Here is a 25,592-nt window from a genome sequence, read left to right as displayed (position 1 = left end):
CCGAACGACTGTTGCCGTGTCAGTGAGGTCGCATTATAGAGATTTAGATCACATTGGCAAGCGCTAAAATTAGAAATTATTAAAAAAAACAAATTAGTACGGAAAGCATACTTTAAGTGACTTTATCGGCCAAAACTGCTTAAAAATAACGAATTGCATTATTTTCAGCTAGAAATACGCATAAATAGGTATAAATAGGTATACATAATATTGAAAGTCTAATCGGAGAGGTAATAAGTATTGCAGCTAAGAACTTCGAAATCTAAAAAAGAAAGGTACGAGTCGAATAGGATGATTTGTAATTGAAGAAGAAAGAAAAGCGGGGTTTTAGAAATAGAAAAGCCAGAGCGTGAGCTCTGGCTTTTAATACTATTTAAAACTATTCTTCGTCAGCAGCTTCAACAGCTGGACGATCTACTAGTTCGATGTAAGCCATAGGAGCTTTATCGCCAGTACGTAGACCACATTTTAAGATTCGAGTATAACCGCCTAAACGGTTTTCGAAACGTGGGCCTAATTCTTTAAATAGTTTACCTACAACTTCATCGCTGCGGGTACGTGCAAATGCTAGACGACGGTTAGCTACGCTATCCGTTTTAGCAAGTGTAATTAGAGGCTCAACTACACGACGTAGTTCTTTAGCTTTAGGCAGAGTCGTTTTAATGATCTCGTGGCTAACTAAAGAACATGCCATATTACGGAACATAGCCTGACGATGGCTACTGTTACGATTTAGTTGACGACCACTCTTACGATGGCGCATGAACTTATCCTTCTTACAAAAATCTTTTGACTAGTGTTTACTATTCGTCCGAGATACTTGCTGGCGGCCAATTTTCTAGGCGCATGCCTAGAGAAAGACCACGTGAAGCTAGAACATCTTTAATTTCAGTTAAAGATTTCTTACCAAGGTTAGGCGTTTTAAGTAACTCAACCTCAGTGCGCTGTACAAGATCACCAATATAATGAATAGCTTCTGCTTTAAGGCAGTTAGCTGAACGAACAGTAAGTTCTAAATCATCAACAGGACGTAGCAGTATCGGATCGAATTCTGGCTTCTCTTCTTTCTGCTCTGGTTCCGTTACATCACGAAGATCAACGAAAGCATCAAGCTGTTCAGCCAAAATTGTAGCAGAACGACGAATAGCTTCTTCAGGATCTAATGTTCCATCAGTTTCCATATCGATTACTAACTTATCAAGGTTAGTACGTTGCTCAACTCGAGCAGCTTCAACATTGTAAGCTATACGGCTTACAGGGCTGAATGCAGCATCAACAAGCAAACGACCGATAGGACGCTCTTCATCATCAGCATGAACACGTGTAGAAGCTGGTACGTAACCACGGCCTCGTGCAACACGAATACGCATACTGATATCTGCTTGACCGGTTAAATTACAAATCACATGTTCTGGATTTACAATTTCAACATCACCATCGTGGGTGATGTCACCTGCCAATACAGGACCTGTACCTGACTTAGTTAAAGTTAGTAACGCTTCGTCTTTGCCTTCAAGTTTGATTGCAAGACCTTTCAAGTTAAGAAGAATTTCAAGAACATCTTCTTGAACGCCTTCTTTACTGCTGTACTCATGGAGTACGCCGTCGATCTCAACTTCTGTTACAGCACAACCTGGCATAGAAGAAAGTAGAATACGACGTAAAGCATTACCTAGAGTGTGGCCAAAGCCACGCTCTAACGGTTCAAGTGTTACCTTGGCACGTGTTGAGCTAATTTGCTCAATATCAACAAGTCTTGGTCTTAGAAATTCTGTTACAGAACCCTGCATGTATGTCCTCTCTTATGAAGTTAACTTTACTTAGAGTAAAGTTCAACAATAAGCTGTTCGTTGATGTCTGCAGACAGATCAGAACGCTCAGGAGCACGTTTGAAAACGCCTTCAAGTGTCTTACTGTCAACTTCAACCCAAGATGCTTTCTCACGCTGCTCTGAAATTTCTAGAGCTGAAGCGATACGAGCTTGCTTCTTAGCCTTCTCGCGAATGCTAACTGTATCGTTAACTTTCACTTTGTAAGAAGGGATATTTACAACTTTACCGTTTACAACGATTGCTTTGTGGCTTACTAACTGGCGCGATTCCGCACGAGTAGAACCAAAGCCCATACGATAAACAACGTTATCTAGACGGCCTTCTAATAAAGCAAGTAGGTTTTCACCAGTGTTACCTTTTAGACGAGCAGCTTCTTTATATAGGTTACGGAATTGCTTTTCAAGTACACCGTACATACGACGAACTTTTTGCTTTTCACGTAGTTGTAAACCGTAGTCAGATAGACGAGGTTTACGAGCACCATGTACACCAGGTGCGTTATCAATTTTACACTTAGATTCGATCGCGCGTACGCCACTTTTCAAGAAAAGATCTGTACCTTCACGACGACTAAGCTTGAGCTTTGGGCCCAAATATCTAGCCATGTTCTTTCTCCAATATTCCTAAAAACGTTATACGCGACGCTTTTTAGGTGGACGACAACCATTGTGAGGGATTGGTGTAACATCAGTGATGTTAGTAATTTTATAACCAATCGCATTCAATGCACGAATAGAAGATTCACGACCAGGACCAGGGCCCTTAACCATAACTTCTAAGTTTTTCAGACCATACTCTTTAGCCATTTCACCAGCACGCTCAGCAGCAACCTGCGCAGCGAATGGAGTTGACTTACGAGAACCACGGAAGCCTGAGCCGCCTGCAGTTGCCCAAGATAAAGCATTACCTTGGCGATCTGTGATTGTCACAATAGTGTTGTTGAAAGAAGCATGAACGTGTGCAATACCGTCAGCAACTTGCTTTTTAACGCGCTTACGAGCGCGAGTTGGGGTTTTAGCCATTACTCGTCAGCTCCTATTTCTTGATAGCTTTACGCGGACCTTTACGGGTGCGCGCATTTGTTTTAGTGCGTTGACCACGTAGAGGTAAGCTGCGACGGTGACGAATACCACGGTAACAACCGAGGTCCATCAGACGCTTGATATTCATACTTACTTCACGACGTAGGTCACCTTCTACAGTGTATTTACCTACTTCTTCGCGAAGAAGTTCTAGTTGAGCTTCTTCTAGCTCTCTGATCTTAGCTGTTTCAGCGATACCAGTTGCAACACAGATTGCTTTCGCACGTGTTGCGCCGATACCGAAAACACCAGTCAGGGCAATGACTGTATGCTTTTGATCAGGAATGTTAATGCCGGCTATACGGGCCACTATACCACTCCACTTAAGGTGTTAAAAAAAAAAGATTGCTCTCTTCGAAAAGCCCGTAAGGATACTCAGAAGAGAGATATATTGCAATAGAAACTTGAAAAAGATTCAAAATCTAATCCAAGTTTCTAAATTGCTTAACCTTGGCGTTGTTTATGCTTTGGTTCAACACAGATTACGCGTACTACACCGTGACGTTTGATCACTTTGCAATTACGACAAATCTTTTTAACAGATGCACGAACTTTCATTTCTTACTCCGTAACTGTTATAGGACATGCTCAAACTAATTTACCGGCCTTAGCCTTTTAAATTAGCTTTCTTAAGTACATCACCATATTGATGAGACATCAAATGGGTTTGAACTTGAGCCATAAAGTCCATGATTACCACAACCATAATAAGTAATGACGTTCCACCGAAATAGAACTGCACACCCATAGCTTGTGTCATGAACAATGGTACTAGACAAATAAACGTAATATACAAAGAACCCGCTAGAGTTAATCGTGACATTACTTTATCTATATACCTTGAAGTTTGTTCGCCTGGTCTAATACCTGGGATGAACGCCCCGCTCTTTTTCAAGTTGTCTGCTGTTTCGCGTGGGTTAAATACCAACGCAGTATAGAAGAAACAGAAAAAGATAATTGCTGCTGCATAAAGCATTACATACAAAGGTTGTCCTGGCTGTAGAGCCAAGGAAATGTCAGTAAGGAAAGATAAACCTTCATTCTGACCGAACCATTGTGCAAGCGTTCCAGGAAACAAAATTATACTCGAAGCAAAAATAGCTGGAATAACACCAGCCATATTAAGCTTTAACGGTAAATGCGTGCTTTGAGCTGCAAAAACACGTCGTCCTTGTTGGCGTTTAGCGTAGTTTACCACAATTCTACGCTGACCGCGCTCTACAAATACAACAAAATATGTAACAGCAAAAACAACACCAGCTAACACTAACAATAACAGACCGTGAAGGTTACCATCGATAACCTGCTCAATCGTTTGTCCGATAGCTGGCGGCATACCAGCAACAATACCTGCAAAAATTAATATTGAGATACCATTACCAATACCGCGTTCGGTAATTTGTTCACCTAACCACATTAAGAACATAGTACCAGTTACTAAACTCACTACCGCAGTAAAGTAAAAACTTAACCCTGGATTATGGACAAGTCCATCGACCATGTTGGGTAAGCCTTTTGCAATACCAATAGCTTGAAAAGTACCTAAAAACAATGTTCCGTAACGGGTATACTGGCTAATTTTACGTCGTCCTGCATCGCCGTCTTTTTTCAATTCAGCAAGTGTAGGATTAACTACAGTTAATAACTGTATGATAATAGAGGCCGAAATATACGGCATAATACCCAACGCAAAAATAGACGCACGCTCAAGTGCACCACCAGAGAACATGTTAAACATTTCTAAGATGGTACCCTTTTGCGAATCAAACAGCGTAGCAAGTACAGAGGCATCAATACCAGGAATAGGAACAAAAGAGCCGGCGCGGAATACAATAATTGCACCCAACACGAACCATAAACGACTTTTCAATTCTGATAAGCCACCTTGCGATTTATTCGTATCCAATCCTGGTTTCTTAGCCATTTGTACTATCCTTCGATTTGACCGCCTGCAGCAACAATCGCTTCAACAGCACCTTTCGTAGCTTTAATGCCACGAATTGTAACTGGTCGAGTGATTTCACCAGATAAAACAACTTTAACAAACAGGATGTTTTTTGTAACAAGACCTGCTGCTTTAAGTGTGTTTAGATCTACAACGTCGCCTTCAACTTTAGCGATTTCATTCAAACGTACTTCAGCTGTTACCAGTTGCTTACGTGAAGTGAAACCAAATTTTGGTAAACGTTGTTTCAAAGGCATTTGACCGCCTTCAAAGCCAGGACGAATGCCGCCGCCTGAGCGAGACTTCTGACCTTTATGACCACGACCACAAGTTTTGCCGTGACCAGAACCGATACCGCGACCTACACGTTTAGCGTTTGGCTTAGAACCAGCTGCTGGAGATAGAGTATTTAGAAACATTACGCTTCCTCCACTTTAATCATGTAAGCTACTTTGTTAACCATACCACGTACACATGCTGTATCTTCCAATACTACACTGTGGTTGATTTTACGAAGGCCTAAACCAACAAGTGTAGCGCGGTGTTTAGGTAAACGACCGATTGCACTTTTAGTTTGAGTTACTTTAATTTTAGCCATGGTTTATTACCCCAGAATTTCTTTAACAGGTAGACCACGTTTAGCAGCGATTTGTTCTGGTGATGACATACCAGTAAGCGCGCCAATTGTAGCTCGTACAACGTTAATTGGGTTAGTAGAACCGTAACATTTAGAAAGTACGTCATGGATGCCTACAACTTCTAGTACTGCACGCATTGCACCGCCGGCAATGATACCTGTACCAGCTGATGCTGGACGCATGAATACTTTAGAACCAGAATGACGACCCTTAACTGGATGTTGAAGAGTCACACCATTTAGTTCAATGCTTACGATATTGCGTTTCGCTTTTTCCATTGCTTTTTGAATAGCAGCTGGAACTTCACGTGCTTTACCATAACCAAAACCAACGCGACCGTTACCGTCACCCACTACTGTAAGAGCAGTGAAACTGAAGATACGACCACCTTTAACAACTTTTGAAACACGATTAACTGCAATTAATTTCTCTTGCAGATCACCTGTTTGGTTTTCAACTTTAGACATTTCCTACTCCTGACTAGAACTGAAGGCCAGCTTCACGAGCGGCATCAGCTAATGCTGCAACACGACCGTGATATTGGAAACCTGAACGATCGAAAGCAATTTTAGTAACGCCTTTCTCGATAGCTCGCTCAGCAACCAGTTTCCCGATTACTTTAGCTGCTTCAACGTTACCGCCATAGCTGATCATTTCACGAACTGCTTTTTCTGTCGTTGTAGCAGAAACCAATACTTCCGCATTCGGTGTGATAACCTGTGCATAAGTATGGTTTGGAGTGCGGTTAATCACTAAACGTGTAGCACCCAATTCTTGCATTTTCTTACGTGCGCGAGTTGCGCGACGAAGACGTGCAGATTTCTTATCCATAGTATTACCCTACTTTTTCTTGGCTTCTTTACGACGCACAACTTCATCAGAATAACGAACACCTTTACCTTTATAAGGTTCAGGCGGACGGAAGGCTCTGATATCAGCTGCAACTTGACCAACAGATTGTTTGTCAGCGCCAGTAATAACAATTTCAGTTTGGCTTGGGCAAACTGCAGTAATACCTTCTGGAAGGTTATAAACTACAGGGTGTGAGAAACCTAATGTTAGGTTCACATCAGAACCTTTAACATTTGCACGGTAACCAACACCATTTAGTTGAAGAATTTTAGTAAAACCTTCAACTACACCTTTAACCATGTTGTTAACGTTAGCACGAGCTGTACCAGCTTGTGCCCAAGCATCTTTTACGCCTTCAGAAGGACCAAAAGAAACTTTTTCATCAGCGATTGAAACAACAACGCCAACGTTAGCAACAGAAGTTAAAGAACCCTTAGGGCCTTTAACAGTGATTTCCTGACCATTTAGAGAGATCTCTACGCCTGCAGGGATGGCAACTGGTGCTTTAGCAACACGAGACATATTTAACCCCTTAAGAAACGTAGCAAATGATCTCGCCGCCGATACCAGCTTTGCGAGCTGCACGGTCAGACATCATGCCTTTAGAAGTAGAAACGATAGCAACACCTAAGCCACCCATCACTTTAGGAAGATCATTACTTCCTTTGTAGATGCGTAAACCTGGGCGACTAACGCGCTCAATTTTTTCAATTACGTTTTTGCCTTCGAAATACTTCAAAGTCACTTCAAGTTCAGCTTTCACTTCACCTGAAACAGCGTAACCATTAATGTAACCTTCTTCTTTAAGCACAGCTGCTAGTGCAACTTTTTGCTTAGAACAAGGCATTTTAACTGCAACCTTAGAGGCTGACTGACCGTTACGGATGCGTGTTAGCATATCCGCAATAGGATCTTGCATGCTCATTATCGTATACTCCCGAAATTAGTGATTTACCAACTAGCCTTTTTAAGACCTGGAACTTCACCACGCATCATGTGCTCACGTAGTTTAATACGGCTTAAACCGAATTTACGTAGGTAGCCATGAGGGCGGCCAGTGATGTTACAGCGATTACGCTGACGACTCTCACTAGAATCACGAGGTAACGATTGCAATTTAAGAACTGCATTCCAACGATCTTCGTCTGAAGTATTCACGCCAGAGATAATTGCTTTTAATTCAGCACGTTTCTCAGCGAATTTATTTACTAGCTTCGCGCGTTTTACGTCGCGCGCTTTCATTGATTGCTTAGCCATGACCCTACCTTACTTACGGAATGGGAAATTAAAGGCAGTCAGCAGAGCATGACCTTCTTCATCAGAATTTGCAGTCGTAGTAATAGTAATGTCCATACCACGAATTTTATCGATTTTATCGTAATCGATTTCTGGGAAGATGATTTGCTCGCGAACACCCATACTGTAGTTACCACGACCATCGAACGATTTAGGGTTCAGGCCACGGAAATCGCGAATACGTGGAATTGAGATGCCGATTAGGCGCTCAAGGAATTCCCACATACGCTCACCACGTAGAGTAACTTTACAACCAATAGGATATCCTTCACGGATTTTAAAGCCAGCAACGGATTTACGAGCTTTAGTAATCAATGGTTTTTGACCAGAAATTGCAGCCATATCAGCAGCAGCATTTTCTAATACTTTTTTGTCATTGATTGCTTCGCCCACACCCATATTAAGGGTGATCTTTTCAATCCGAGGGACTTGCATGATAGATTTATAGCCGAACTTAGTTTTAAGTTCAGACGCTACCGTTTCTTTGTAGTATTCATGCAGTTTCGCCACAGTTAACTCCAATTAAACAAGTTCATTATTAGACTTGAAGAAACGAACTTTTTTGCCGTCTTCAAATCGGAAACCGACACGATCAGCCTTGCTTGTTGCAGGGTTGAATAGTGCCACGTTTGATGCGTCTAAAGCTGCTTCTTTCTCAACAATACCGCCAGCTACGCCCAATTGTGGGTTTGGCTTTTGGTGTTTCTTGATAAGATTAACGCCTTCAACGAATATTTTACCGTCTGCTCTTACTTCAGTAACTTTGCCTTGTTTACCAGCATCTTTACCTGCAACAACGATAACTTCATCATTTTTTAAAATTTTAGCTGCCATTTTCGTTCCTTATAGTACTTCTGGTGCCAGAGATACAATTTTCATGAACTGATCAGTACGAAGTTCACGTGTAACTGGGCCAAAGATACGAGTACCGATCGGCGCGCCGTTAGCATTAAGCATAACTGCTGCGTTACGGTCGAAACGGATAGCTGCACCGTCTGTACGACGGATTGCTGACCTAGTACGCACAACCACTGCGTTTAGAACATCACCTTTTTTTACTTTACCGCGAGGAATTGCTTCCTTAACAGTAACTTTGATGATGTCACCAACACGCGCATAGCGGCGGTGCGAACCACCTAGGACCTTGATACACTGAACGCGACGTGCGCCTGAGTTATCGGCTACGTCCAACGTAGACTGCATTTGGATCATTATTAGTGCTCCGCAATAATTTCATTTAATCCAACATGAATTAAATGAGTCCGCTCTCTCTCAAGAGGTGGCGCATTATAACACCACGGCTTTGAAAAATGCAACGGAAATAGACTAAAAAACAAACGACCCCTAAAAGGAGCCGTTATAACAAGTAGATAACTATATCAGTATAAACTTAAAATTAAGCTTTTACTAATACTTCTACTAATGCCCAAGTTTTAAGCTTAGACACTGGACGAGTTTCACGAATAGTTACAACATCATTTAGTTGACATTCGTTATTCTCATCATGTGCGTGTAGTTTAGTAGTACGCTTGATGAACTTACCGTATAACGGATGTTTCACTTTACGTTCTACTGCAACAACGATAGTTTTATCACCTTTGTTGCTAACAACACGACCCTGTACAGTACGAATAGTGCTCATATTATACACCCGCCTTTTCGTTCAGGATGGTCTTAACACGCGCGATATCGCGACGTACATTTTTAATTAAATGCGTTTGTGCTAGTTGTCCAGTACTTAACTGCATACGTAAGTTAAATTGCTCACGTAATAGGTTAAGTAACTCTTCATTTAGCTCTTCAACATTTTTTTGTTTCAGTTCGCTAGCGTTCATTACATTACCGTCTTAGTTACGAAAGTTGTAGAAATTGGCAGCTTCGAGTCAGCTAGGCTGAATGCTTCACGTGCCAATTCTTCAGGAACTCCAGCCATTTCATAAAGGATTTTGCCTGGTTGTACTTGGCAAACCCAATACTCAACGCTACCTTTACCTTTACCTTGACGTACTTCAAGCGGCTTTTGTGTAATCGGCTTGTCTGGGAACACACGGATCCAGATTTGACCTTGACGCTTAACGTGACGAGTCATTGCACGACGTGCTGCTTCGATTTGACGAGCAGTAAGTCGACCACGACCAGTAGCTTTAAGACCGAATTCGCCGAAAGTTACGTTTCCGCCTTTTGCAAGACCGCGGTTACGGCCTTTGTGCATTTTGCGGAACTTCATGCGTTTTGGTTGCAACATAACAGAGTCTCCTATTTAGCAGCTTTAGGGCTACGACTGCGACGTTTTGGCTTAGAAGGTGCTTCTTGCTCTTGTACTAGAGGTAATTTACCTAGTACTTCACCTTTAAAGATCCAAACTTTCACACCGATGATGCCATAAGTTGTAAGAGCTTCTGCAGTTGAATAATCGATATCTGCACGAAGAGTATGTAGAGGCACACGGCCTTCACGATACCATTCAGCACGAGCGATTTCAGCTCCGCCTAAACGTCCACTAACTTGAACTTTAATACCCTTAGCACCTAAACGCATTGCATTTTGTACTGCACGCTTCATAGCGCGACGGAACATAACACGACGTTCAAGTTGAGAAGCGATACCTTCAGCTACTAATTTAGCATCTAGTTCAGGCTTACGGATTTCTGCGATATTGATTTGTGCAGAAGTACCAGTCATCTTAGCGATAGCATTACGTAGTTTTTCTACGTCTTCGCCTTTCTTACCGATAACAACACCAGGACGAGCAGTGTGAATAGTCACACGGATGCTTTTCGCTGGACGTTCGATAACGATACGTGAAACAGATGCATTTTTCAGTTTTTTAGTTAAAAACTGACGTACTTCGAAATCACCGTACAAATTGTCGGCGAAGTCTTTAGTGTTCGCAAACCAAGTAGAGTTAAACTGCTTGGTGATACCTAGGCGAATACCATTTGGATGAACTTTCTGACCCATTGTTTTCTCCTAGTCTCTTAGCGCGTTGCTACAACAATTGTGATGTGGCTAGTACGCTTCAAGATGCGATCTGCACGACCTTTAGCACGTGGCATGATACGCTTCATAGTAGGTCCAGCGTCAACAAACGCTGTAGTTACTACTAACTCATCAATATCCGCACCTTCGTTGTGTTCAGCGTTTGCGATAGCTGACTCAAGAACTTTTTTAACTTGTACAGCAGCTTTTTTAGTGCTGAAAGTTAAAACTTCAAGAGCCTTATCCACTGGTAAACCACGAATAAGGTCAATGACCAAACGTGCTTTCTGTGGAGAGCCTGAGGCGAAACGGTGTTTAGCTAATGCTTCCATCTAATTTCTCCTAACGCTTTTTAGCTTTCTTATCTGCAGCATGGCCGCGATAAGTACGAGTCGGTGCGAATTCGCCTAACTTATGACCAATCATTTCGTCTGTAACGAAAACTGGTACATGTTGACGACCATTATGGACAGCGATGGTCAGACCAATCATACTTGGAATGATCATAGAACGACGGGACCAAGTCTTAACTGGTTTTTTTTCCCCGCTTTCCACCGCTTTCTCTACCTTCTTCAGCAAGTGTAGGTCTATGAAAGGACCCTTCTTGAGAGAACGTGGCATGGTGATACCTCTATAAAATTACTTGTTGCGACGACGTACGATAAGTTTATCAGTACGCTTGTTCTTACGAGTTTTGTAACCCTTAGTTGGCATACCCCAAGGTGAAACCGGATGACGGCCACCAGAAGTACGACCTTCACCACCACCGTGCGGGTGATCAACCGGGTTCATTACAACACCACGTACTGTTGGGCGAACACCGCGCCAGCGGCTAGCACCTGCTTTACCAAGTTGGCGAAGCATGTGTTCAGCGTTACCAACTTCACCAATCGTTGCACGACAATCTACTAATACTTTACGCATTTCGCCAGAGCGAAGACGTAGAGTAACGTATGAGTTATCACGAGCAATGATTTGTACGTATGTACCAGCAGAACGTGCAATTTGAGCACCTTTACCTGGCTTCATTTCCACAGCGTGTACAGTTGTACCTACTGGGATGTTACGCATTGGTAATGTGTTACCAGCTTTAATAGCCGCATCAACACCAGAAACGATAATATCACCAGCTTGCATACCTTTAGCAGCTAGAACGTAACGACGTTCACCATCTGCGTAAAGTGCAAGTGCAATGTTAGCAGAACGGTTTGGATCATATTCCAAACGTTCAACTTTTGCAGGGATACCATCTTTATCATTACGTTTTAAGTCAATGATACGGTAATGTTGCTTATGACCGCCGCCGTGATGACGAACAGTGATACGACCGTTATTATTACGGCCACCAGATTTAGATTTTTTCTCTAAAAGTGGAGCATGTGGTTTGCCTTTATGCAAATCCGGGTTCACTACCTTAACAAGGTGGCGACGACCTGGAGAAGTAGGCTTACACTTAACAATAGCCATTATTCAGAATCCCCTTGATTATTCAGCACTGCCGAAATCGATGTCAGCGCCGTCAGCTAGAGTAACGTAAGCTTTTTTGATGTCTGAACGACGGCCAAAACGAGCGCCAGTGCGCTTAGTTTTACCCTTCAGTACCAAAGTGCTTACATTTTTAACTTCAACTTCAAAAAGTTTTGCAACAGCTGCTTTAACTTCAGCTTTAGTCGCATCTAGTGCAACTTTGAAAACGATTGTGTTGTTGTTTTCAGCAGACATAGTGCTCTTTTCAGAGATATGCGGCGCCAGGATAACTTTCAATAAACGTTCTTCACTGATCATTTTAAGTTCTCCTCAATCTGCTTAACTGCTGCTGCAGTCATAACAACTTTGTTGAACGCGATTAGGCTAACTGGATCAATACCAGCAACGTCACGAACATCAACTTTGTAAAGGTTACGAGCAGCTAAGAATAAGTTCTCATCAACTTCAGTACCTACGATTAGAACGTCGTTCAGATCGAAGTCTTTCAGTTTAGCAACTAATTCTTTAGTCTTAGGAGTTTCAACAGCGAACTGTTCAACTACAATAAGACGCTCTTGACGTACCAATTCAGAAAGGATGCTTTTAATCGCACCACGGTACATCTTAGTGTTAACTTTTTGGCTGTGGTCCTGTGGACGCGCAGCAAAAGTAACACCACCTTTACGCCAGATCGGGCTGCTTGCAGTACCTGCACGAGCACGACCAGTACCTTTTTGACGCCATGGTTTTTTACCACCACCTGCAACGTCAGAACGGTTTTTCTGTGCACGAGTACCTTGACGCGCGCCAGCAGCATACGCTGTAACTACCTGGTGAACCAGAGCTTCATTAAACTCACGTCCGAAGGTAGTTTCTGAAACTTCAAGAGCACCTTGTGCGTCTTTCAATATCAATTCCATTACTAATATCCTCGGATTAAGCTTTAACAGCTGGTTTGATAATTACGTTGCCGTTGATCGCACCTGGAATAGCACCTTTAACAAGTACTAGGTTGCGTTCACTATCAACACGTACCACATCAAGAGACATAATCGTTACACGTTCTGCTCCCATGTGACCTGCCATTTTTTTGCCTTTAAACACACGACCTGGAGTTTGGCATTGGCCAATTGAACCCGGTGCACGGTGAGCAAGAGAGTTACCGTGAGTAGCATCTTGCATAGCAAAGTTCCAACGTTTAATAACGCCCGCGAAACCTTTACCTTTAGATGTACCAGTAACGTCTACTTTAGCTGTTTCAGCAAAGATGTTAACGTTTAGCTCAGCGCCAACTTCAACAGCTTCGCCTTCGCCTGTTTCCAGACGGAATTCCCAAAGGCCACGACCAGCTTCAACTTTAGCTTTAGCGAAATGACCCGCTTCTGGCTTGTTTACTCTGCTAGCTTTTTTCGTGCCAGTGGTCACTTGAAGTGCGCGGTAACCGTCAGTTTCAAGTGTTTTAACTTGAGTAACGCGGTTAGGCTCACATTCAATAACGGATACTGGGATAGAAACGCCATCTTCAGTGAAGATACGTGTCATACCAACTTTACGTCCGATTAGACCAATCATTATAATAACCTCAATATAAATCGTTGTTTTAGAACTGACTAGCCAAGGCTGATTTGAACATCAACACCAGCAGCTAGATCTAAACGCATTAGAGCGTCAACGGTTTTTTCTGTTGGCTCAACGATGTCAACCAGGCGCTTGTGAGTACGGATTTCGTACTGGTCACGCGCATCTTTGTTAACGTGCGGAGAAGTAAGCACTGTGAAACGCTCTTTGCGCGTAGGTAGTGGAATAGGTCCACGTACTTGTGCGCCAGTGCGTTTTGCAGTTTCAACGATTTCCGCTGTAGACTGATCGATAAGACGATGATCGAACGCTTTTAAGCGGATACGGATTCTTTGGTTCTGCATTAGACCAGAGCTCCAATAAAGTTAAACACACAAAAAAATTCGACATCCACATCTATATAAAATAGATCGTGAACACGATATCTTTAACTTGTTGACTCCCCTATCGGGAATCTTGATGACTGACCATTAATATTTCAACTCAAGGTTAAAACAATAATATAATGATTCAGCTTCTTGCCTAAGCAAGTGGAACGTATTATACATGACCTCTTGCCATTAGCAAGAAAAAGATCAACATAAAGAATTTAATCATCACATCGATTTCATTGAGTCATAATGTGTCGAATCATCTTAATGATGTTCAGCACAGTTAACCGTTACCGTAATCTGTCGGAACATTATATAGATACTAAAGATTAAGTTCAAGCTACTTTATTGACATTATTTAAAACGAATAAAGCACCCATATTAGGGTGCTTTAAATGATTCAAACCACTATTAAGACACGAGCGTTTCCACTTTTAAACTTACCGCTTGGCTAACCACATTTAACTTAAACTCTAATGCAACCTCATCACACGCATGTTGGCGCGGACACATATCGCAATCTTTCAATACTTTTTCTGGCAGCATTGATTTACTTGTTGAGCTAAAACCAAGTTTCATGAAGAATTCAGGCACGCGTGTTAAGACGAACACTTTTTGGATCGCCATTTGCTCAGCTTTACGTAACATGTATTCAACAACAGCTTTACCCTGACCCCCACCTTGATAACCAGGTTCAATACCCAAAGAACGGATCTCGGCCAGTCCAGTATCATAAACATAGATAGACGCACAGCCAGTTACTTGATGATATTTCTCTGTGACAGCAAAGGTGCCCACTGCTTTGACTAGTTCAGAACGGGTGCGCGGTAAGTTCTCACCAATATTAGCCCAGTAATTTACCATACGTTCGATATCATCTAGATCTGTCAAACGAGCAGCACGAATGCTAATACCCGAAGTATCACGTTCTTCTAAGCGTTTTTCAGCATTAGTTAAAGCGAATTCAACTTGTACTGGTGATACCCCACCCTGCGCTTTACGTTTTGCTAATGTTTCATCAAGTGACAAGTGATGATAAACATCATCTTCAATAAGTGCATCAAACTCTTTAAATTCAGCTAAGGTAAGTGCTTCTAACGGCACACCCTTACCGATTGCAGCAACAACGGCTTCACCAACAATATGGTGTGAATCACGGAATGGGACACCTTTAGCAACAAGATAGTCAGCCAGTTCTGTCGCATTAGAATACCCACCTAAAGCGGCTTCCTTGGTTCTTTCTTCATTGATTTTCATACCGACCAGCGACATCGCCGCCATCTGTAGGCAATCACTCCAAGTATCAAGCGCATCAAACAAGCCTTCTTTATCTTCTTGCATATCTTTATTGTATGCCAGCGGCAGCGCTTTCAAGGTCATTAACATGGCACTTAGTGAACCAAATACCCGACCGGTTTTACCACGGATAAGCTCCAGCGCATCGGGGTTTTTCTTTTGTGGCATTAATGATGAACCAGAGGTCACAGCATCAGCCAACTCAATGAAGTTAGATTCACCCGAATTATAGAAAATTAAATCTTCTGCTAAACGTGATAAATGGATCATCGACATACTTGCCGTGCTCATCAATTCCATTACATAATCACGATCGGATACCGAATCTAGGCTGTTGAGTGTCGCACTAGCAAAACCAAGTGTGTGGGCTAGCTCAGTTCTATCCATTGGATAAGCCGTGCCAGCTAGCGCACCTGAACCTAACGGACAAGTATCAAGACGCTTTAAGCAATCTGTTAAACGGCTAAAGTCACGCTCTAACATTTCAACATAAGCTAAACACCAATGTGAAAATGTCACAGGTTGAGCACGTTGTAGGTGGGTATAACCCGGTAATACAGTGTGTTGATGTTCACGTGCTAAGGTAACTAATTGCTGCTGGGTTTTATCCAGTTGCATTAGCAGTTGTTCGCCTTGCTGTTTACACCATAGCTTCAGATCAGTGGCTACTTGGTCATTACGGCTGCGACCAGTATGTAGCTTTTTACCTAAATCACCGACTTTAGCAATAAGCTGCGTTTCAACCCAGCTGTGAATGTCTTCAGCATCACTTTGTAAAATCTGTTCTGGGTTTTCTAATACCGCAAGTTTAAGATCATTTAATGCTGCTTCAATGGTGACTTGCTCATTTTGCGTTAAGATGCCCACGCTAACTAAGGCTTTTGACCATGCCACTGAACCTGTAATGTCTTGTTCAGCTAAACGATAGTCAAACCGCAGTGAATCATTAAACGTTTTAAATCTTGCATCAGCTGCTTGACTGAATCTACCGCCCCATAGTGCCATGGTTACATCCTTATTCTTTCTATATATGTATATTCGAGGTAGAGGGCGTTTCCACACCCTCAAATAGCGTTACTTAGTTGCTAAAGCTTTAATACGGCTAGACAACGAATATAAGCGGATGAAACCTTCCGCATGGCTTTGGTCATAAACATTGTCATCACCAAACGTAGCAAACTCTTCACTATAAAGGCTGTTTGGTGATTTTTTCTGTATTGCTTGCACTGAGCCCTTATACATCTTCACGATGACTTCACCGTTCATTTCTTCTGCTAACGTGCCAGCAGCAGCCAGTAAAGATGCGCACAATGGCGTGAACCAACGGCCATCATAAACTAGGTGCGAGAATTCAGCGGCAACCGTCTGTTTCCACTTACGCGTGGTTTTATCTAATACTAATTCTTCGATACCACGTAATGCTTCAACCATTACCGTACCACCTGGCGTTTCATAACAACCACGTGATTTCATACCAACCAAACGATTCTCAACAATATCAACACGGCCAACACCATGTGCAGCGGCTTTTTCATTAAGATACATAAGCGTATTATAAGGTGACATAACTTCACCGTTAACCGCAGTAATTTCACCTTTAACAACCGATATAGTCAAAAATTCAGGTTCATTGGGTGCATCAATCGGATCAACCGTCATGGTCCAAACTTGCTTGCTTGGTTGGTTCCATGGGTCTTCGAGTTCACCACCTTCATGAGAAATATGCCATGCATTGGCATCACGGCTATAAATTTTTTCTGCTGATGCAGCAGTTGGAATGTCACGTTCAGCTAAGTATTCAAGTAGTGATTCACGGCTGGTTAAGTCCCAAATACGCCAAGGGGCAATAACCGTTAACTCTGGGGCTAGTGCTGCAAAGCATGATTCAAAACGGATCTGATCATTACCTTTACCTGTACAACCATGGCAAAGTGCATCAGCGCCAACTTTACGGGCAACTTCAACTTGCGCTTTAGCAATAATCGGACGCGCCATTGATGTACCTAAAAGGTATGTACCTTCGTAAACAGCACCGGTTTTAAGCGTTGGATAAATATAGTCTTCTACTAGTTCATCTTTTAGATCAACAACGTAGCACTCAGACGCACCCGAAGCCAAGGCTTTCGCTTCAATGCCTTCAAGTTCTTCTGCGCCTTGACCTACATCGGCAACAAACGCAACAATTTCACAATTGTCATAATTCTCTTGTAACCAAGGTAAGATCACTGAAGTATCTAAACCACCAGAATACGCTACTACTACTTTCTTAACTGTTTGTGTCATTTTCATTTTCCTTAATATGTTACTTCAGCAATGTCAGTAAAACTGCATTTTGGGCGTGCATTCTATTTTCGGCTTGATCAAAGATCAGCGAGTGTTCTCCATCCATCACTTCTGATGTGATCTCTAACTCACGATGAGCCGGCTGACAATGCAATACATGTTTGATTCCTGTGCGTATCAACAACTCTTGGTTAATCTGATACGGCATGTACTTTTCTTTTACTTGTGCCAAGGATGTGTCGTCACCCATTGAAACCCAAGTATCACCATAAATAACATCATAATCAACTATGTCATCCAGGTTATCTGTTACATTTATTTTACCACCACTAATTTCAGCTAACGCCATAGCTTGCTTAACAATTTGTGCGTCAGGACTACTGCCTCGCGGACATACTGCAGTCACTTCAGCACCTAAGATAGCGCCAGTTAGCATTAACGAATGCGTCACGTTATTGCCTTCACCAACATACGCTAATTTTACTTTAGAAACATCTTCATAATGTTCTGAAATTGTTAAGAAATCAGCTAATGCCTGACAAGGGTGGTATAAATCGCAAAGTGAATTGACCACTGGCACACTACCATGCTCCACTAAGCCTTCTAATGTTTTATGGCTCATGACGCGAGCAACGATCGCATCAGCCCAGCGAGAAATATTTGCCGCGAAATCTTTTACCGTCTCACGCTCACCAATGGCACCGTTTTGTGAATCAAGATAAACCGCATGACCGCCTAACTTATGAATACCGATATCAAATGTAACGCGTGTTCGTAGTGATTGTTTCTCATAAATGGTAACTATGCTTTTACCCGCTAATGCTTGTGAGTATTCAGCCGGGTTGGCTTTCATTTTTTTAGCCAGTGCTAATAAGTCAAGGATCTGTTGTTTGCTTAAATCTTTAACTGATAATAAATTTTCCATGATCGAACTCCGTTATCTGATCAATATTAGCTAGAAACTTTCGTTCCCTCTACTTCACCATTTAATAAGGCAACTAATCGCTCCGGCACCTTCCAACTCGCTAATTTAACATCACGATTTAACGATGCAGCCGCTTTTAATGCCGCTTTCACTTTTACTTCCATGCCACCATTAATCACCCCAGCGCTAATCAATTCATCGGCATAACGACTGTTCATCTCAGGAATTAACTGCATGTCGGCATCTAAAATACCTTCCACATCAGATAACATCACCAAATCTGCATCAAGGGTTTCGCAAATAGCAGTTGCCGCTTGGTCTGCATTAACATTTAATAACTGACCCTGTGCATCAATACCAATAGAACTAATAATCGGTAAAAAACCACCACTGAGTAATGCTGTTAACAATGTTGGGTCACCCGCTTCACATTCACCCACGGCACCAAGTCCTGCAGTTGATTGCGTTACGGTAGATATACATCCGTCAGCAAGACTCAAACCAACTACTTTGACACCAAGCTTAATACCCTGCGCCATTAATACTTTATTCGCCGTGCCCGCTAATGCGCCAGTGATATAACCGATATCGCTTTTAGGGGTAACACGTAAACCGTTTTTCTTATCACTAACAATATTCATCTTTGCTAATAACTCATCTACAAAGCAGCCACCGCCATGCACCAAGATGAGCGAGCGTGACGCGGTTGCTTGAAATTCAGTTAATGCGCTAAACAGTTGCTCAAGTGCCGTTTCATTTTCAAGTAATGCGCCGCCAAGCTTTAATACTAAAGGAGTTGTCATTGTTCTCTTCCTTATACTAACGACGTTGTCATGGCAAAACCAAAACGGATATTGATACACTGCATAGCTTGTGCAGCAGCACCTTTTAGTAAGTTATCAATGGCAGAAACCACAATCAGATCTTGTCCTTGTTGCTGCCAAGCTAAATCACAATACGCGGTTTTCTCAACCGCTTTAATACTTGGCCAGCCACTTGGTAATAACCGCACCATAGGTTGTTCTTGATAGGCATCTTGGTAAGCCGCGGTCACTTGCTCCGGTGTTACACCAGCAACAAGTTTGACGTTAATGGTGGCTAATATGCCACGTTTAAAACAGCCTAAGTGCGGAGTGAAAATAACCTCATGACCTAAATGCGTACTGATTTCAGGTTGATGACGGTGATTGAACACACCATAAGGGGCATGGCTCACTTCACAAAATGCCGAACCTAATGCCGCTTTACGCCCTGCTCCACTCACGCCACTGACAGCATTAATAATTGGTTTTTGATCTGCAGCAATAAGACCATGTTTTGCTAACGGTTTTAACGCAGATAACGACGCGGTTGGATAGCACCCTGGTACTGCAATCAAATTTGCTTCAGCAATATCCGCACTTGCCCATTCCGCTAAACCATAAACTGCACTGTTTAATTCTTTATCGAAGTTATGTTTAAAGCCGTAATGTTTTTCATAAAAAGTCGCGTCGTTCACTCTAAATGCACCGGATAAATCAAATACCACCGCCCCCTGAGCTAGAAATTCAGCGGCAATATCATGACTCACTTCATGTGCAGTCGCTAACAGCACGATATCAACGTCAGCACAAATATGGGGAATATTGCTAACCGCCAATGGTTCAATCGTTTGGTCAACAACACCTAATAAATGACCGTATAATGAAGAAAACGATTTATCTGCATCTAAGCTATGTTCGGAAACATACAGACCAGCAAGCTCGAGTTCTGGATGTTTAGTGATGTAATGGGCTAGCTCAGCACCGGTATATCCGGTTGCACCGACTAAAATTGTTTTTAACATGTTTGACTTCCGTGTTTGCTAAATTGTAAAACGATGGGCAACTTAGCCCTTTTCGATTGCACTCGCCTAATCAAATTAAGCGACATCAATGCATTTTAAATACTGTCTCGTCGAAACGATGAAAAACGATTCATTATCTAACCCATACGTTGTAAAGTAAGGATGATTAGAGAATAAAACAGATTACATTTTTATGCAACTTTTATGCATAAAAAAACAATCAATCATTACAGGAACGTAATATGCAACTACCAAAATTCACTGAACTTTATAAATCACTTATCCTAATACCTTCCATTAGCTCATTGGAAAAAGAGTTAGATATCAGTAACAAAGATGTTATTGACTTACTCGCCAGTTGGTTCAGCGAACTTGGTTTTAGCATCAATATCACTAGCGTACCTGAAACAAATGGTAAATTTAATCTAGTCGCAACGTATGGCCAAGGTGATGGTGGTTTATTATTAGCTGGGCACACTGATACCGTCCCGTTTGATAACGGTTTATGGACCAAGGATCCGTTTCAATTAACTGAAAAAGACGATAAATGGTACGGCCTTGGCACGATTGACATGAAGGGCTTTTTCGCCTTTGTAATAGAAGCATGTAAAAACATTGATTTAACAAAGTTAGATAAACCGTTACGAATTCTTGCCACGGCCGATGAAGAAACTACCATGGCTGGCGCCAGAGCAATTGCAGCAGCACAAAGCTTTCGTCCAGATTATGCTGTGATTGGTGAGCCAACGAGCATGGTGCCAGTATTTATGCATAAAGGTCACATGTCCGAAGCCATCCGTATTACCGGGCGCAGCGGCCATTCTTCAGATCCTGCTAATGGTATTAATGCCATTGAGATCATGCACCAAGTAACCGGGCAGCTATTACAGCTACAACGTAAATTGAAAGAGCAATACGCTTGCGATCACTTTGTTATCCCGCAACCAACACTCAACTTTGGCCATGTGCATGGCGGTGATAGTCCTAACCGTATCTGTGGCAGCTGTGAATTACACATCGATATGCGCCCTATCCCGGGCGTAAGTCCAGATGAATTGTTCATGTTACTCAACCAAGCATTACTGCCAATAATGCAGCAGTGGTCAGGTGCTGTTGATGTTTACCACCTGCATGAACCGATCCCTGCTTATGCCTGCGATGCTGATTCCAAGTTAATAAAATTGGCTGAAAAACTCACTGGTGAAACCGTCATACCGGTAAATTATTGTACCGAAGCGCCTTTTATTCAGCAACTTGGCTGCGACACGATCGTTATGGGTCCGGGTAGCATTAATCAAGCCCATCAACCCGATGAATATTTAGATTTAGCTGAAATTAAACCAACCCAAGCTATTATCCAAAAACTGATTGAACAAACATGTAAAAACTAACTAAAGAATTATCGTTTTGTAGTAAAATTACCGTCAATATCACAATTAATCGTATTAATTTCACGATTTTGTTGACGAATGTCTCTAAATATAGTTATTTTACATACATAACGATAATAGTTGTTGCCGTATTACACACTGAATTGAAGGATTATGTATGTCAGATAAATATGCAGCGTTACGAAGTAATGTTGGCTTATTAGGCCAAGTACTCGGGAATACAATCAAGGATCATCTTGGAGAAGAGTTCTTAGATAAGATTGAAACCATTCGTCAACTAGCAAAATCATCACGTGCCGGAAATGATAAAGACCGCGCACAATTACTTACCGTGCTGCGCGGCCTCTCTGATGATGAGTTATTACCAGTTGCACGTGCATTTAGCCAATTCTTAAACTTGGCGAATATTGCAGAGCAGTTCCACACCACATCACGTAACTGTGCAGATAACGCTTGCGTGCCAGACTCTATCGATGAACTGTTTGCGAAACTAAATAACTCTGAAATCAGTGAAGAAGACGTACTCTCTGCGGTTAAAAAACTGAATATCGATTTAGTACTGACAGCCCATCCAACTGAGATCACGCGTCGTACCCTGATCCACAAGCATGGCGCAATCAATAAATGCCTTAGCCAGTTAGAACTGACTGAGTTAAGCAGCAAAGAGCGCGATGTATTCATGACGCGTATCGAACAATTAGTATCACAAGCCTGGCACACCAATGAAATCAGAACTGTTCGCCCAACGCCTGTCGATGAAGCTAAATGGGGCTTTGCCGTTGTAGAAAACTCATTATGGGATGCGGTACCAAATTTCTTACGCAGCCTTGATAAACGCTTACAAGACCGTTTAGATTATCAATTACCCATTGATGCTTCGCCGGTTAAGTTTACCTCTTGGATGGGTGGAGATCGCGACGGTAACCCATTTGTCACATCAACGGTTACCGAAGAAGTATTACTCACTAGTCGTTGGATGGCGATCCACTTATTCCTTAAAGATGTCACACATCTCACCAGTGAATTATCCATGAATGACTGCGATGACACATTGCGTACATTAGTTGGTGAGAGTCATGAACCGTATCGATTGTTACTAAAAACATTACGCAGTGAATTAACTGAAACACTGGCAAACTTAACCGCGCAATTAAAAGGTGAGCAAACTGAAAGCCGTGATCTCATCACCACAACTGCGCAATTACGTAAACCATTATTAGCGTGTTACAACTCGCTAAATTCGTGTGGCATGGCTGTTATTGCCAAAGGTGCGTTACTCGATACCATTCGCCGGGTTGAATGTTTCGGTGTCAGCTTAGTTAAACTTGATATTCGCCAAGACAGTGATCGTCATACTGACGTGATTTCAGAAGTAACCCGTTATCTTGGCTTAGGTGATTATGGCCAATGGAGCGAGCAAGACAAACAAGCATTCTTACTGCAAGAATTGAATAACAAACGTCCGTTGATCCCACGATGCTGGCAACCATCTGCGGAAGTGAAAGAAGTATTGGATACTTGCTACACTGTCGCTAAACAAGATCCAGAAGCGCTTGGTATTTACATTATCTCAATGGCACGTAAAGCCTCTGATGTATTAGCAGTACAACTACTATTAAAAGAAACTGGCTGTCCATTCCGTTTACCTGTAGCGCCATTATTCGAAACCTTAGACGATTTGAACAACGCAGGTACAGTAACAGCGAGTCTGTTAGCAATTGATTGGTATAAAAACTACATCAATGGCCATCAGCACATTATGATCGGTTATTCAGATTCCGCTAAAGATGCTGGTGTAATTGCTGCGTCTTGGGCACAGTATCGTTCACAAGAAGCCTTAGTCGCAATCTGTGAGCAAGAAGAAATTAATCTGACTTTATTCCATGGTCGTGGTGGTAGTATCGGTCGTGGTGGTGCACCTGCACATGCAGCCTTATTATCTCAACCTCCAGGTTCACTCAAAGGTGGTTTACGGGTAACAGAGCAAGGTGAAATGATCCGCTTTAAGTTTGGTCTTGCAGACGTAGCAGAACAAAGCTTAAATCTTTACACCAGTGCAATATTGGAAGCAAACCTACTGCCACCGCCAGCACCAAAACAAGCTTGGCGTGATGCCATGGATCAGATGTCGGCGGATTCATGTGCAGAATATCGCTCATACATCCAAGGTCATGAAAAGTTCGTGCCTTACTTCCGCTCTGCGACACCTGAGTTAGAATTAGGTAAACTGCCATTAGGCAGCCGCCCAGCAAAACGTAAACCCAACGGTGGCGTAGAAAGCTTACGGGCAATCCCTTGGATCTTTGCTTGGACGCAGAACCGCCTAATGCTGCCAGCTTGGTTAGGCTGTACTGCCGCATTTAAAAACATGCTTGATTCAGGTCAACGTGAAACACTGCAAGAAATGCAACAGCAATGGCCGTTTTTCAATACCCGTTTAGAAATGTTCGAAATGGTATTTTTGAAAGCTGATGCATGGTTAGCAGAATATTATGACCAGTGTTTGGTAACAGAAGATTTATGGCATCTAGGTAAAGAACTGCGTGCAAGTTTAGCCCTAGCAACAGAGCTAATTGTCGGTTTAACCCCGGAGGCTAATTTACTTGATGGCCAGCCTTGGAGCAAAACGTCGATTGAATTACGTAATCCGTACACAGATCCACTGAACATTCTCCAAGCAGAGCTATTAAGCCGTGCGCGTAGCAACGAAGAAGTGAACCCTGATATCGAGCAAGCCTTAATGGTGAGTATCGCAGGTGTGGCGGCTGGTATGCGTAATACCGGTTAAGTCCGAACACAAGTAGCAGCTAATAAAATGCCGACATCCTGTCGGCATTTTTGTTCCTGATATAGACTCATGATCATAAGTAATTAAGTAAGCAACTCAGTCACTATTAGCACTCTTACTATTTTGGACGGACACCCAAAGTATGGCAAATAGCATAGGTTAAATCTGCACGGTTTAAGGTATAAAAATGAAAGTCCTTCACTCCTTCTCGTGATAATACTTTTACTTGATCAATGGCAATACTTGCGCCGACCAGATTACGTGTCGCTTGGTCATTGTCTAAACCTGCAAATTGACTGTGCATCCAATTTGGCACTTTTACATTGGTCAATTTCGAGAACTTACATAAGGTTTTATAATTAGAGACGGGTAAGATGCCCGGCACGATCTCTTTATCTATGCCCACCGCGGCACAACGGTCACGGAACCGTAAAAAACTCTCGGTATCAAAGAAGAACTGCGAAATAGCGCGATCAGCGCCAGCATCAATTTTATCTTTTAGCGCCAGCAAATCAGCTTGGGCATTCTTAGCTTCCGGATGTACTTCTGGATAGGCTGCTACAGAAATATCAAAGTCATTCACTTCTTTCAGTAATGCCACTAAGTCAGCCGCATACATGTCAGGTTGATTCAAGCCCGGCGGTAAATCACCACGTAAGGCGACGATATTACGAATACCGTTGTCCCAGTAGTCTGTGGCGATCTGCTTTAGCTCTTGGCGATTAGCATCGATGCAGGTTAGGTGTGGCGCGGCAATCAAACCGGTTTCATGTTTAATTTGTTTGATAATATCATGCGTGCGATCACGGGTACCGGAATTGGCCCCATAGGTTACCGACACAAATTTAGGCTCTAAGGTTTTTAGACGGTTAATTGATTCCCATAAGGTAGACGTCATCGCAGGTGAGTTTGGCGGGAAAAATTCAAATGAAACGTTAATATCACGCCCCAATTCAGAAACGCTTTGATTTAATACTTCAATATTTTGTGCATTGTGAAAACTCATACTTATATCCCTTAAGATGTTTAGACGTCCATACCTCT

Annotated in this window: 36 protein-coding genes; 2 read left to right on the top strand and 34 right to left on the bottom strand. The window is 42.4% G+C overall.

Annotated features, from left to right (window positions below; genetic code table 11):
* Positions 1–379: 379 nt before the first annotated feature.
* From rplQ to argC, 33 genes are all read right to left on the bottom strand, one after another.
* Positions 380–763 carry a 50S ribosomal protein L17 gene (gene rplQ / locus CXF93_RS02500; protein ID WP_101060780.1) on the bottom strand — a complete coding sequence of 128 codons (384 nt, stop codon included), beginning with the start codon at positions 761–763 and terminating at the stop codon, positions 380–382.
* A 40-nt stretch (positions 764–803) separates the two neighbouring features.
* The gene (rpoA, locus tag CXF93_RS02495) at positions 804–1,790 is read right to left on the bottom strand and encodes a DNA-directed RNA polymerase subunit alpha (protein ID WP_101060778.1); all 987 of its coding nucleotides are present in this window, start codon (positions 1,788–1,790) and stop codon (positions 804–806) included.
* Between the two features lie 26 nt (positions 1,791–1,816).
* Positions 1,817–2,437, bottom strand: a complete 621-nt coding sequence (rpsD, locus tag CXF93_RS02490; RefSeq protein ID WP_017223605.1) for a 30S ribosomal protein S4 — start codon at positions 2,435–2,437, stop codon at positions 1,817–1,819.
* 27 nt (positions 2,438–2,464) lie between these two features.
* A complete protein-coding gene (rpsK, locus tag CXF93_RS02485; protein WP_017223604.1) occupies positions 2,465–2,854 on the bottom strand; it encodes a 30S ribosomal protein S11 in 390 nt (129 codons plus the stop codon).
* Positions 2,855–2,867: 13 nt separating this feature from the next.
* On the bottom strand, positions 2,868–3,224 hold the full coding sequence (gene rpsM, locus CXF93_RS02480) for a 30S ribosomal protein S13 (RefSeq protein WP_017223603.1): 357 nt from the start codon (positions 3,222–3,224) through the stop codon (positions 2,868–2,870).
* Positions 3,225–3,358: 134 nt separating this feature from the next.
* Entirely contained in the window at positions 3,359–3,472 is a 114-nt protein-coding gene (rpmJ, locus tag CXF93_RS02475) for a 50S ribosomal protein L36 (RefSeq protein ID WP_011770886.1), read from the bottom strand.
* 49 nt (positions 3,473–3,521) lie between these two features.
* Positions 3,522–4,838: a preprotein translocase subunit SecY gene (secY, locus tag CXF93_RS02470; RefSeq protein ID WP_017223602.1), complete on the bottom strand. Its 1,317-nt coding sequence runs from the start codon at positions 4,836–4,838 to the stop codon at positions 3,522–3,524.
* 5 nt (positions 4,839–4,843) lie between these two features.
* On the bottom strand, positions 4,844–5,278 hold the full coding sequence (gene rplO / locus CXF93_RS02465) for a 50S ribosomal protein L15 (protein ID WP_017223601.1): 435 nt from the start codon (positions 5,276–5,278) through the stop codon (positions 4,844–4,846).
* Complete coding sequence (gene rpmD / locus CXF93_RS02460; RefSeq protein ID WP_019442276.1) at positions 5,278–5,457, bottom strand: 50S ribosomal protein L30; 180 nt, start codon at positions 5,455–5,457, stop codon at positions 5,278–5,280. Before rpmD ends, rplO begins: the two co-directional genes overlap by 1 nt.
* Before the next feature lie 6 nt (positions 5,458–5,463).
* Positions 5,464–5,964 carry a 30S ribosomal protein S5 gene (rpsE, locus tag CXF93_RS02455; RefSeq protein ID WP_017223599.1) on the bottom strand — a complete coding sequence of 167 codons (501 nt, stop codon included), beginning with the start codon at positions 5,962–5,964 and terminating at the stop codon, positions 5,464–5,466.
* 13 nt (positions 5,965–5,977) lie between these two features.
* The gene (gene rplR, locus CXF93_RS02450; protein WP_006034611.1) at positions 5,978–6,328 is read right to left on the bottom strand and encodes a 50S ribosomal protein L18; all 351 of its coding nucleotides are present in this window, start codon (positions 6,326–6,328) and stop codon (positions 5,978–5,980) included.
* A 9-nt stretch (positions 6,329–6,337) separates the two neighbouring features.
* Positions 6,338–6,871: a 50S ribosomal protein L6 gene (gene rplF, locus CXF93_RS02445; protein WP_101060776.1), complete on the bottom strand. Its 534-nt coding sequence runs from the start codon at positions 6,869–6,871 to the stop codon at positions 6,338–6,340.
* Between the two features lie 10 nt (positions 6,872–6,881).
* Positions 6,882–7,274, bottom strand: a complete 393-nt coding sequence (rpsH, locus tag CXF93_RS02440) for a 30S ribosomal protein S8 (protein WP_101060774.1) — start codon at positions 7,272–7,274, stop codon at positions 6,882–6,884.
* A gap of 26 nt (positions 7,275–7,300) precedes the next feature.
* A complete protein-coding gene (rpsN, locus tag CXF93_RS02435; protein WP_017223597.1) occupies positions 7,301–7,606 on the bottom strand; it encodes a 30S ribosomal protein S14 in 306 nt (101 codons plus the stop codon).
* 9 nt (positions 7,607–7,615) lie between these two features.
* On the bottom strand, positions 7,616–8,155 hold the full coding sequence (rplE, locus tag CXF93_RS02430) for a 50S ribosomal protein L5 (RefSeq protein WP_101060772.1): 540 nt from the start codon (positions 8,153–8,155) through the stop codon (positions 7,616–7,618).
* Positions 8,156–8,167: 12 nt separating this feature from the next.
* Positions 8,168–8,479 (bottom strand): 50S ribosomal protein L24, encoded by a 312-nt coding sequence (gene rplX / locus CXF93_RS02425; RefSeq protein WP_101060770.1) that lies wholly within the window; start codon positions 8,477–8,479, stop codon positions 8,168–8,170.
* Positions 8,480–8,488: 9 nt separating this feature from the next.
* Positions 8,489–8,857, bottom strand: a complete 369-nt coding sequence (rplN, locus tag CXF93_RS02420) for a 50S ribosomal protein L14 (RefSeq protein WP_019442269.1) — start codon at positions 8,855–8,857, stop codon at positions 8,489–8,491.
* A 184-nt stretch (positions 8,858–9,041) separates the two neighbouring features.
* Entirely contained in the window at positions 9,042–9,287 is a 246-nt protein-coding gene (gene rpsQ / locus CXF93_RS02415) for a 30S ribosomal protein S17 (RefSeq protein ID WP_017223593.1), read from the bottom strand.
* A gap of 1 nt (position 9,288) precedes the next feature.
* Positions 9,289–9,480, bottom strand: coding sequence for a 50S ribosomal protein L29 (gene rpmC / locus CXF93_RS02410; protein ID WP_017223592.1), 192 nt, complete (start codon positions 9,478–9,480; stop codon positions 9,289–9,291).
* Entirely contained in the window at positions 9,480–9,890 is a 411-nt protein-coding gene (gene rplP, locus CXF93_RS02405; RefSeq protein ID WP_017223591.1) for a 50S ribosomal protein L16, read from the bottom strand. The genes rpmC and rplP overlap by 1 nt, the downstream gene beginning before the upstream one ends.
* Positions 9,891–9,901: 11 nt before the next feature.
* On the bottom strand, positions 9,902–10,606 hold the full coding sequence (gene rpsC / locus CXF93_RS02400; protein WP_101060768.1) for a 30S ribosomal protein S3: 705 nt from the start codon (positions 10,604–10,606) through the stop codon (positions 9,902–9,904).
* 17 nt (positions 10,607–10,623) lie between these two features.
* Positions 10,624–10,956, bottom strand: a complete 333-nt coding sequence (rplV, locus tag CXF93_RS02395) for a 50S ribosomal protein L22 (RefSeq protein ID WP_017223589.1) — start codon at positions 10,954–10,956, stop codon at positions 10,624–10,626.
* A gap of 10 nt (positions 10,957–10,966) precedes the next feature.
* Positions 10,967–11,245, bottom strand: a complete 279-nt coding sequence (rpsS, locus tag CXF93_RS02390) for a 30S ribosomal protein S19 (RefSeq protein ID WP_017223588.1) — start codon at positions 11,243–11,245, stop codon at positions 10,967–10,969.
* A gap of 18 nt (positions 11,246–11,263) precedes the next feature.
* Positions 11,264–12,091 carry a 50S ribosomal protein L2 gene (rplB, locus tag CXF93_RS02385; protein ID WP_101060766.1) on the bottom strand — a complete coding sequence of 276 codons (828 nt, stop codon included), beginning with the start codon at positions 12,089–12,091 and terminating at the stop codon, positions 11,264–11,266.
* A gap of 18 nt (positions 12,092–12,109) precedes the next feature.
* Complete coding sequence (gene rplW, locus CXF93_RS02380; protein ID WP_017223586.1) at positions 12,110–12,409, bottom strand: 50S ribosomal protein L23; 300 nt, start codon at positions 12,407–12,409, stop codon at positions 12,110–12,112.
* Positions 12,406–13,011 carry a 50S ribosomal protein L4 gene (rplD, locus tag CXF93_RS02375; protein ID WP_101060765.1) on the bottom strand — a complete coding sequence of 202 codons (606 nt, stop codon included), beginning with the start codon at positions 13,009–13,011 and terminating at the stop codon, positions 12,406–12,408. Before rplD ends, rplW begins: the two co-directional genes overlap by 4 nt.
* Positions 13,012–13,027: 16 nt before the next feature.
* Complete coding sequence (gene rplC / locus CXF93_RS02370; RefSeq protein WP_196805533.1) at positions 13,028–13,666, bottom strand: 50S ribosomal protein L3; 639 nt, start codon at positions 13,664–13,666, stop codon at positions 13,028–13,030.
* Between the two features lie 35 nt (positions 13,667–13,701).
* On the bottom strand, positions 13,702–14,013 hold the full coding sequence (rpsJ, locus tag CXF93_RS02365; RefSeq protein WP_017223583.1) for a 30S ribosomal protein S10: 312 nt from the start codon (positions 14,011–14,013) through the stop codon (positions 13,702–13,704).
* 438 nt (positions 14,014–14,451) lie between these two features.
* A complete protein-coding gene (argH, locus tag CXF93_RS02360) occupies positions 14,452–16,341 on the bottom strand; it encodes an argininosuccinate lyase (protein WP_101060762.1) in 1,890 nt (629 codons plus the stop codon).
* 69 nt (positions 16,342–16,410) lie between these two features.
* Entirely contained in the window at positions 16,411–17,619 is a 1,209-nt protein-coding gene (locus CXF93_RS02355) for an argininosuccinate synthase (protein WP_101060760.1), read from the bottom strand.
* A gap of 19 nt (positions 17,620–17,638) precedes the next feature.
* Complete coding sequence (locus CXF93_RS02350) at positions 17,639–18,544, bottom strand: ornithine carbamoyltransferase (RefSeq protein ID WP_101060759.1); 906 nt, start codon at positions 18,542–18,544, stop codon at positions 17,639–17,641.
* 26 nt (positions 18,545–18,570) lie between these two features.
* Positions 18,571–19,347, bottom strand: a complete 777-nt coding sequence (gene argB / locus CXF93_RS02345) for an acetylglutamate kinase (protein WP_101060757.1) — start codon at positions 19,345–19,347, stop codon at positions 18,571–18,573.
* 11 nt (positions 19,348–19,358) lie between these two features.
* Positions 19,359–20,369, bottom strand: coding sequence for an N-acetyl-gamma-glutamyl-phosphate reductase (gene argC, locus CXF93_RS02340; protein WP_101060755.1), 1,011 nt, complete (start codon positions 20,367–20,369; stop codon positions 19,359–19,361).
* Positions 20,370–20,611: 242 nt separating this feature from the next.
* Between argC and argE the strand changes: the two genes are divergently transcribed.
* Positions 20,612–21,760 carry an acetylornithine deacetylase gene (argE, locus tag CXF93_RS02335; protein ID WP_101060753.1) on the top strand — a complete coding sequence of 383 codons (1,149 nt, stop codon included), beginning with the start codon at positions 20,612–20,614 and terminating at the stop codon, positions 21,758–21,760.
* Between the two features lie 157 nt (positions 21,761–21,917).
* The gene (gene ppc, locus CXF93_RS02330) at positions 21,918–24,548 is read left to right on the top strand and encodes a phosphoenolpyruvate carboxylase (protein ID WP_101060751.1); all 2,631 of its coding nucleotides are present in this window, start codon (positions 21,918–21,920) and stop codon (positions 24,546–24,548) included.
* A gap of 118 nt (positions 24,549–24,666) precedes the next feature.
* Here the strand turns inward: ppc and metF are convergent, their stop codons facing one another.
* Positions 24,667–25,554, bottom strand: a complete 888-nt coding sequence (gene metF / locus CXF93_RS02325; protein ID WP_101060750.1) for a methylenetetrahydrofolate reductase — start codon at positions 25,552–25,554, stop codon at positions 24,667–24,669.
* Positions 25,555–25,592 lie beyond the last annotated feature (38 nt).

Origin of the sequence: Moritella sp. Urea-trap-13 (assembly GCF_002836355.1) — a bacterium.
Classification (GTDB): domain Bacteria; phylum Pseudomonadota; class Gammaproteobacteria; order Enterobacterales; family Moritellaceae; genus Moritella.
The sequence above is the reverse complement of the archived record's forward strand: the minus strand, read 5'-3'. Positions and strand labels throughout refer to the sequence as shown.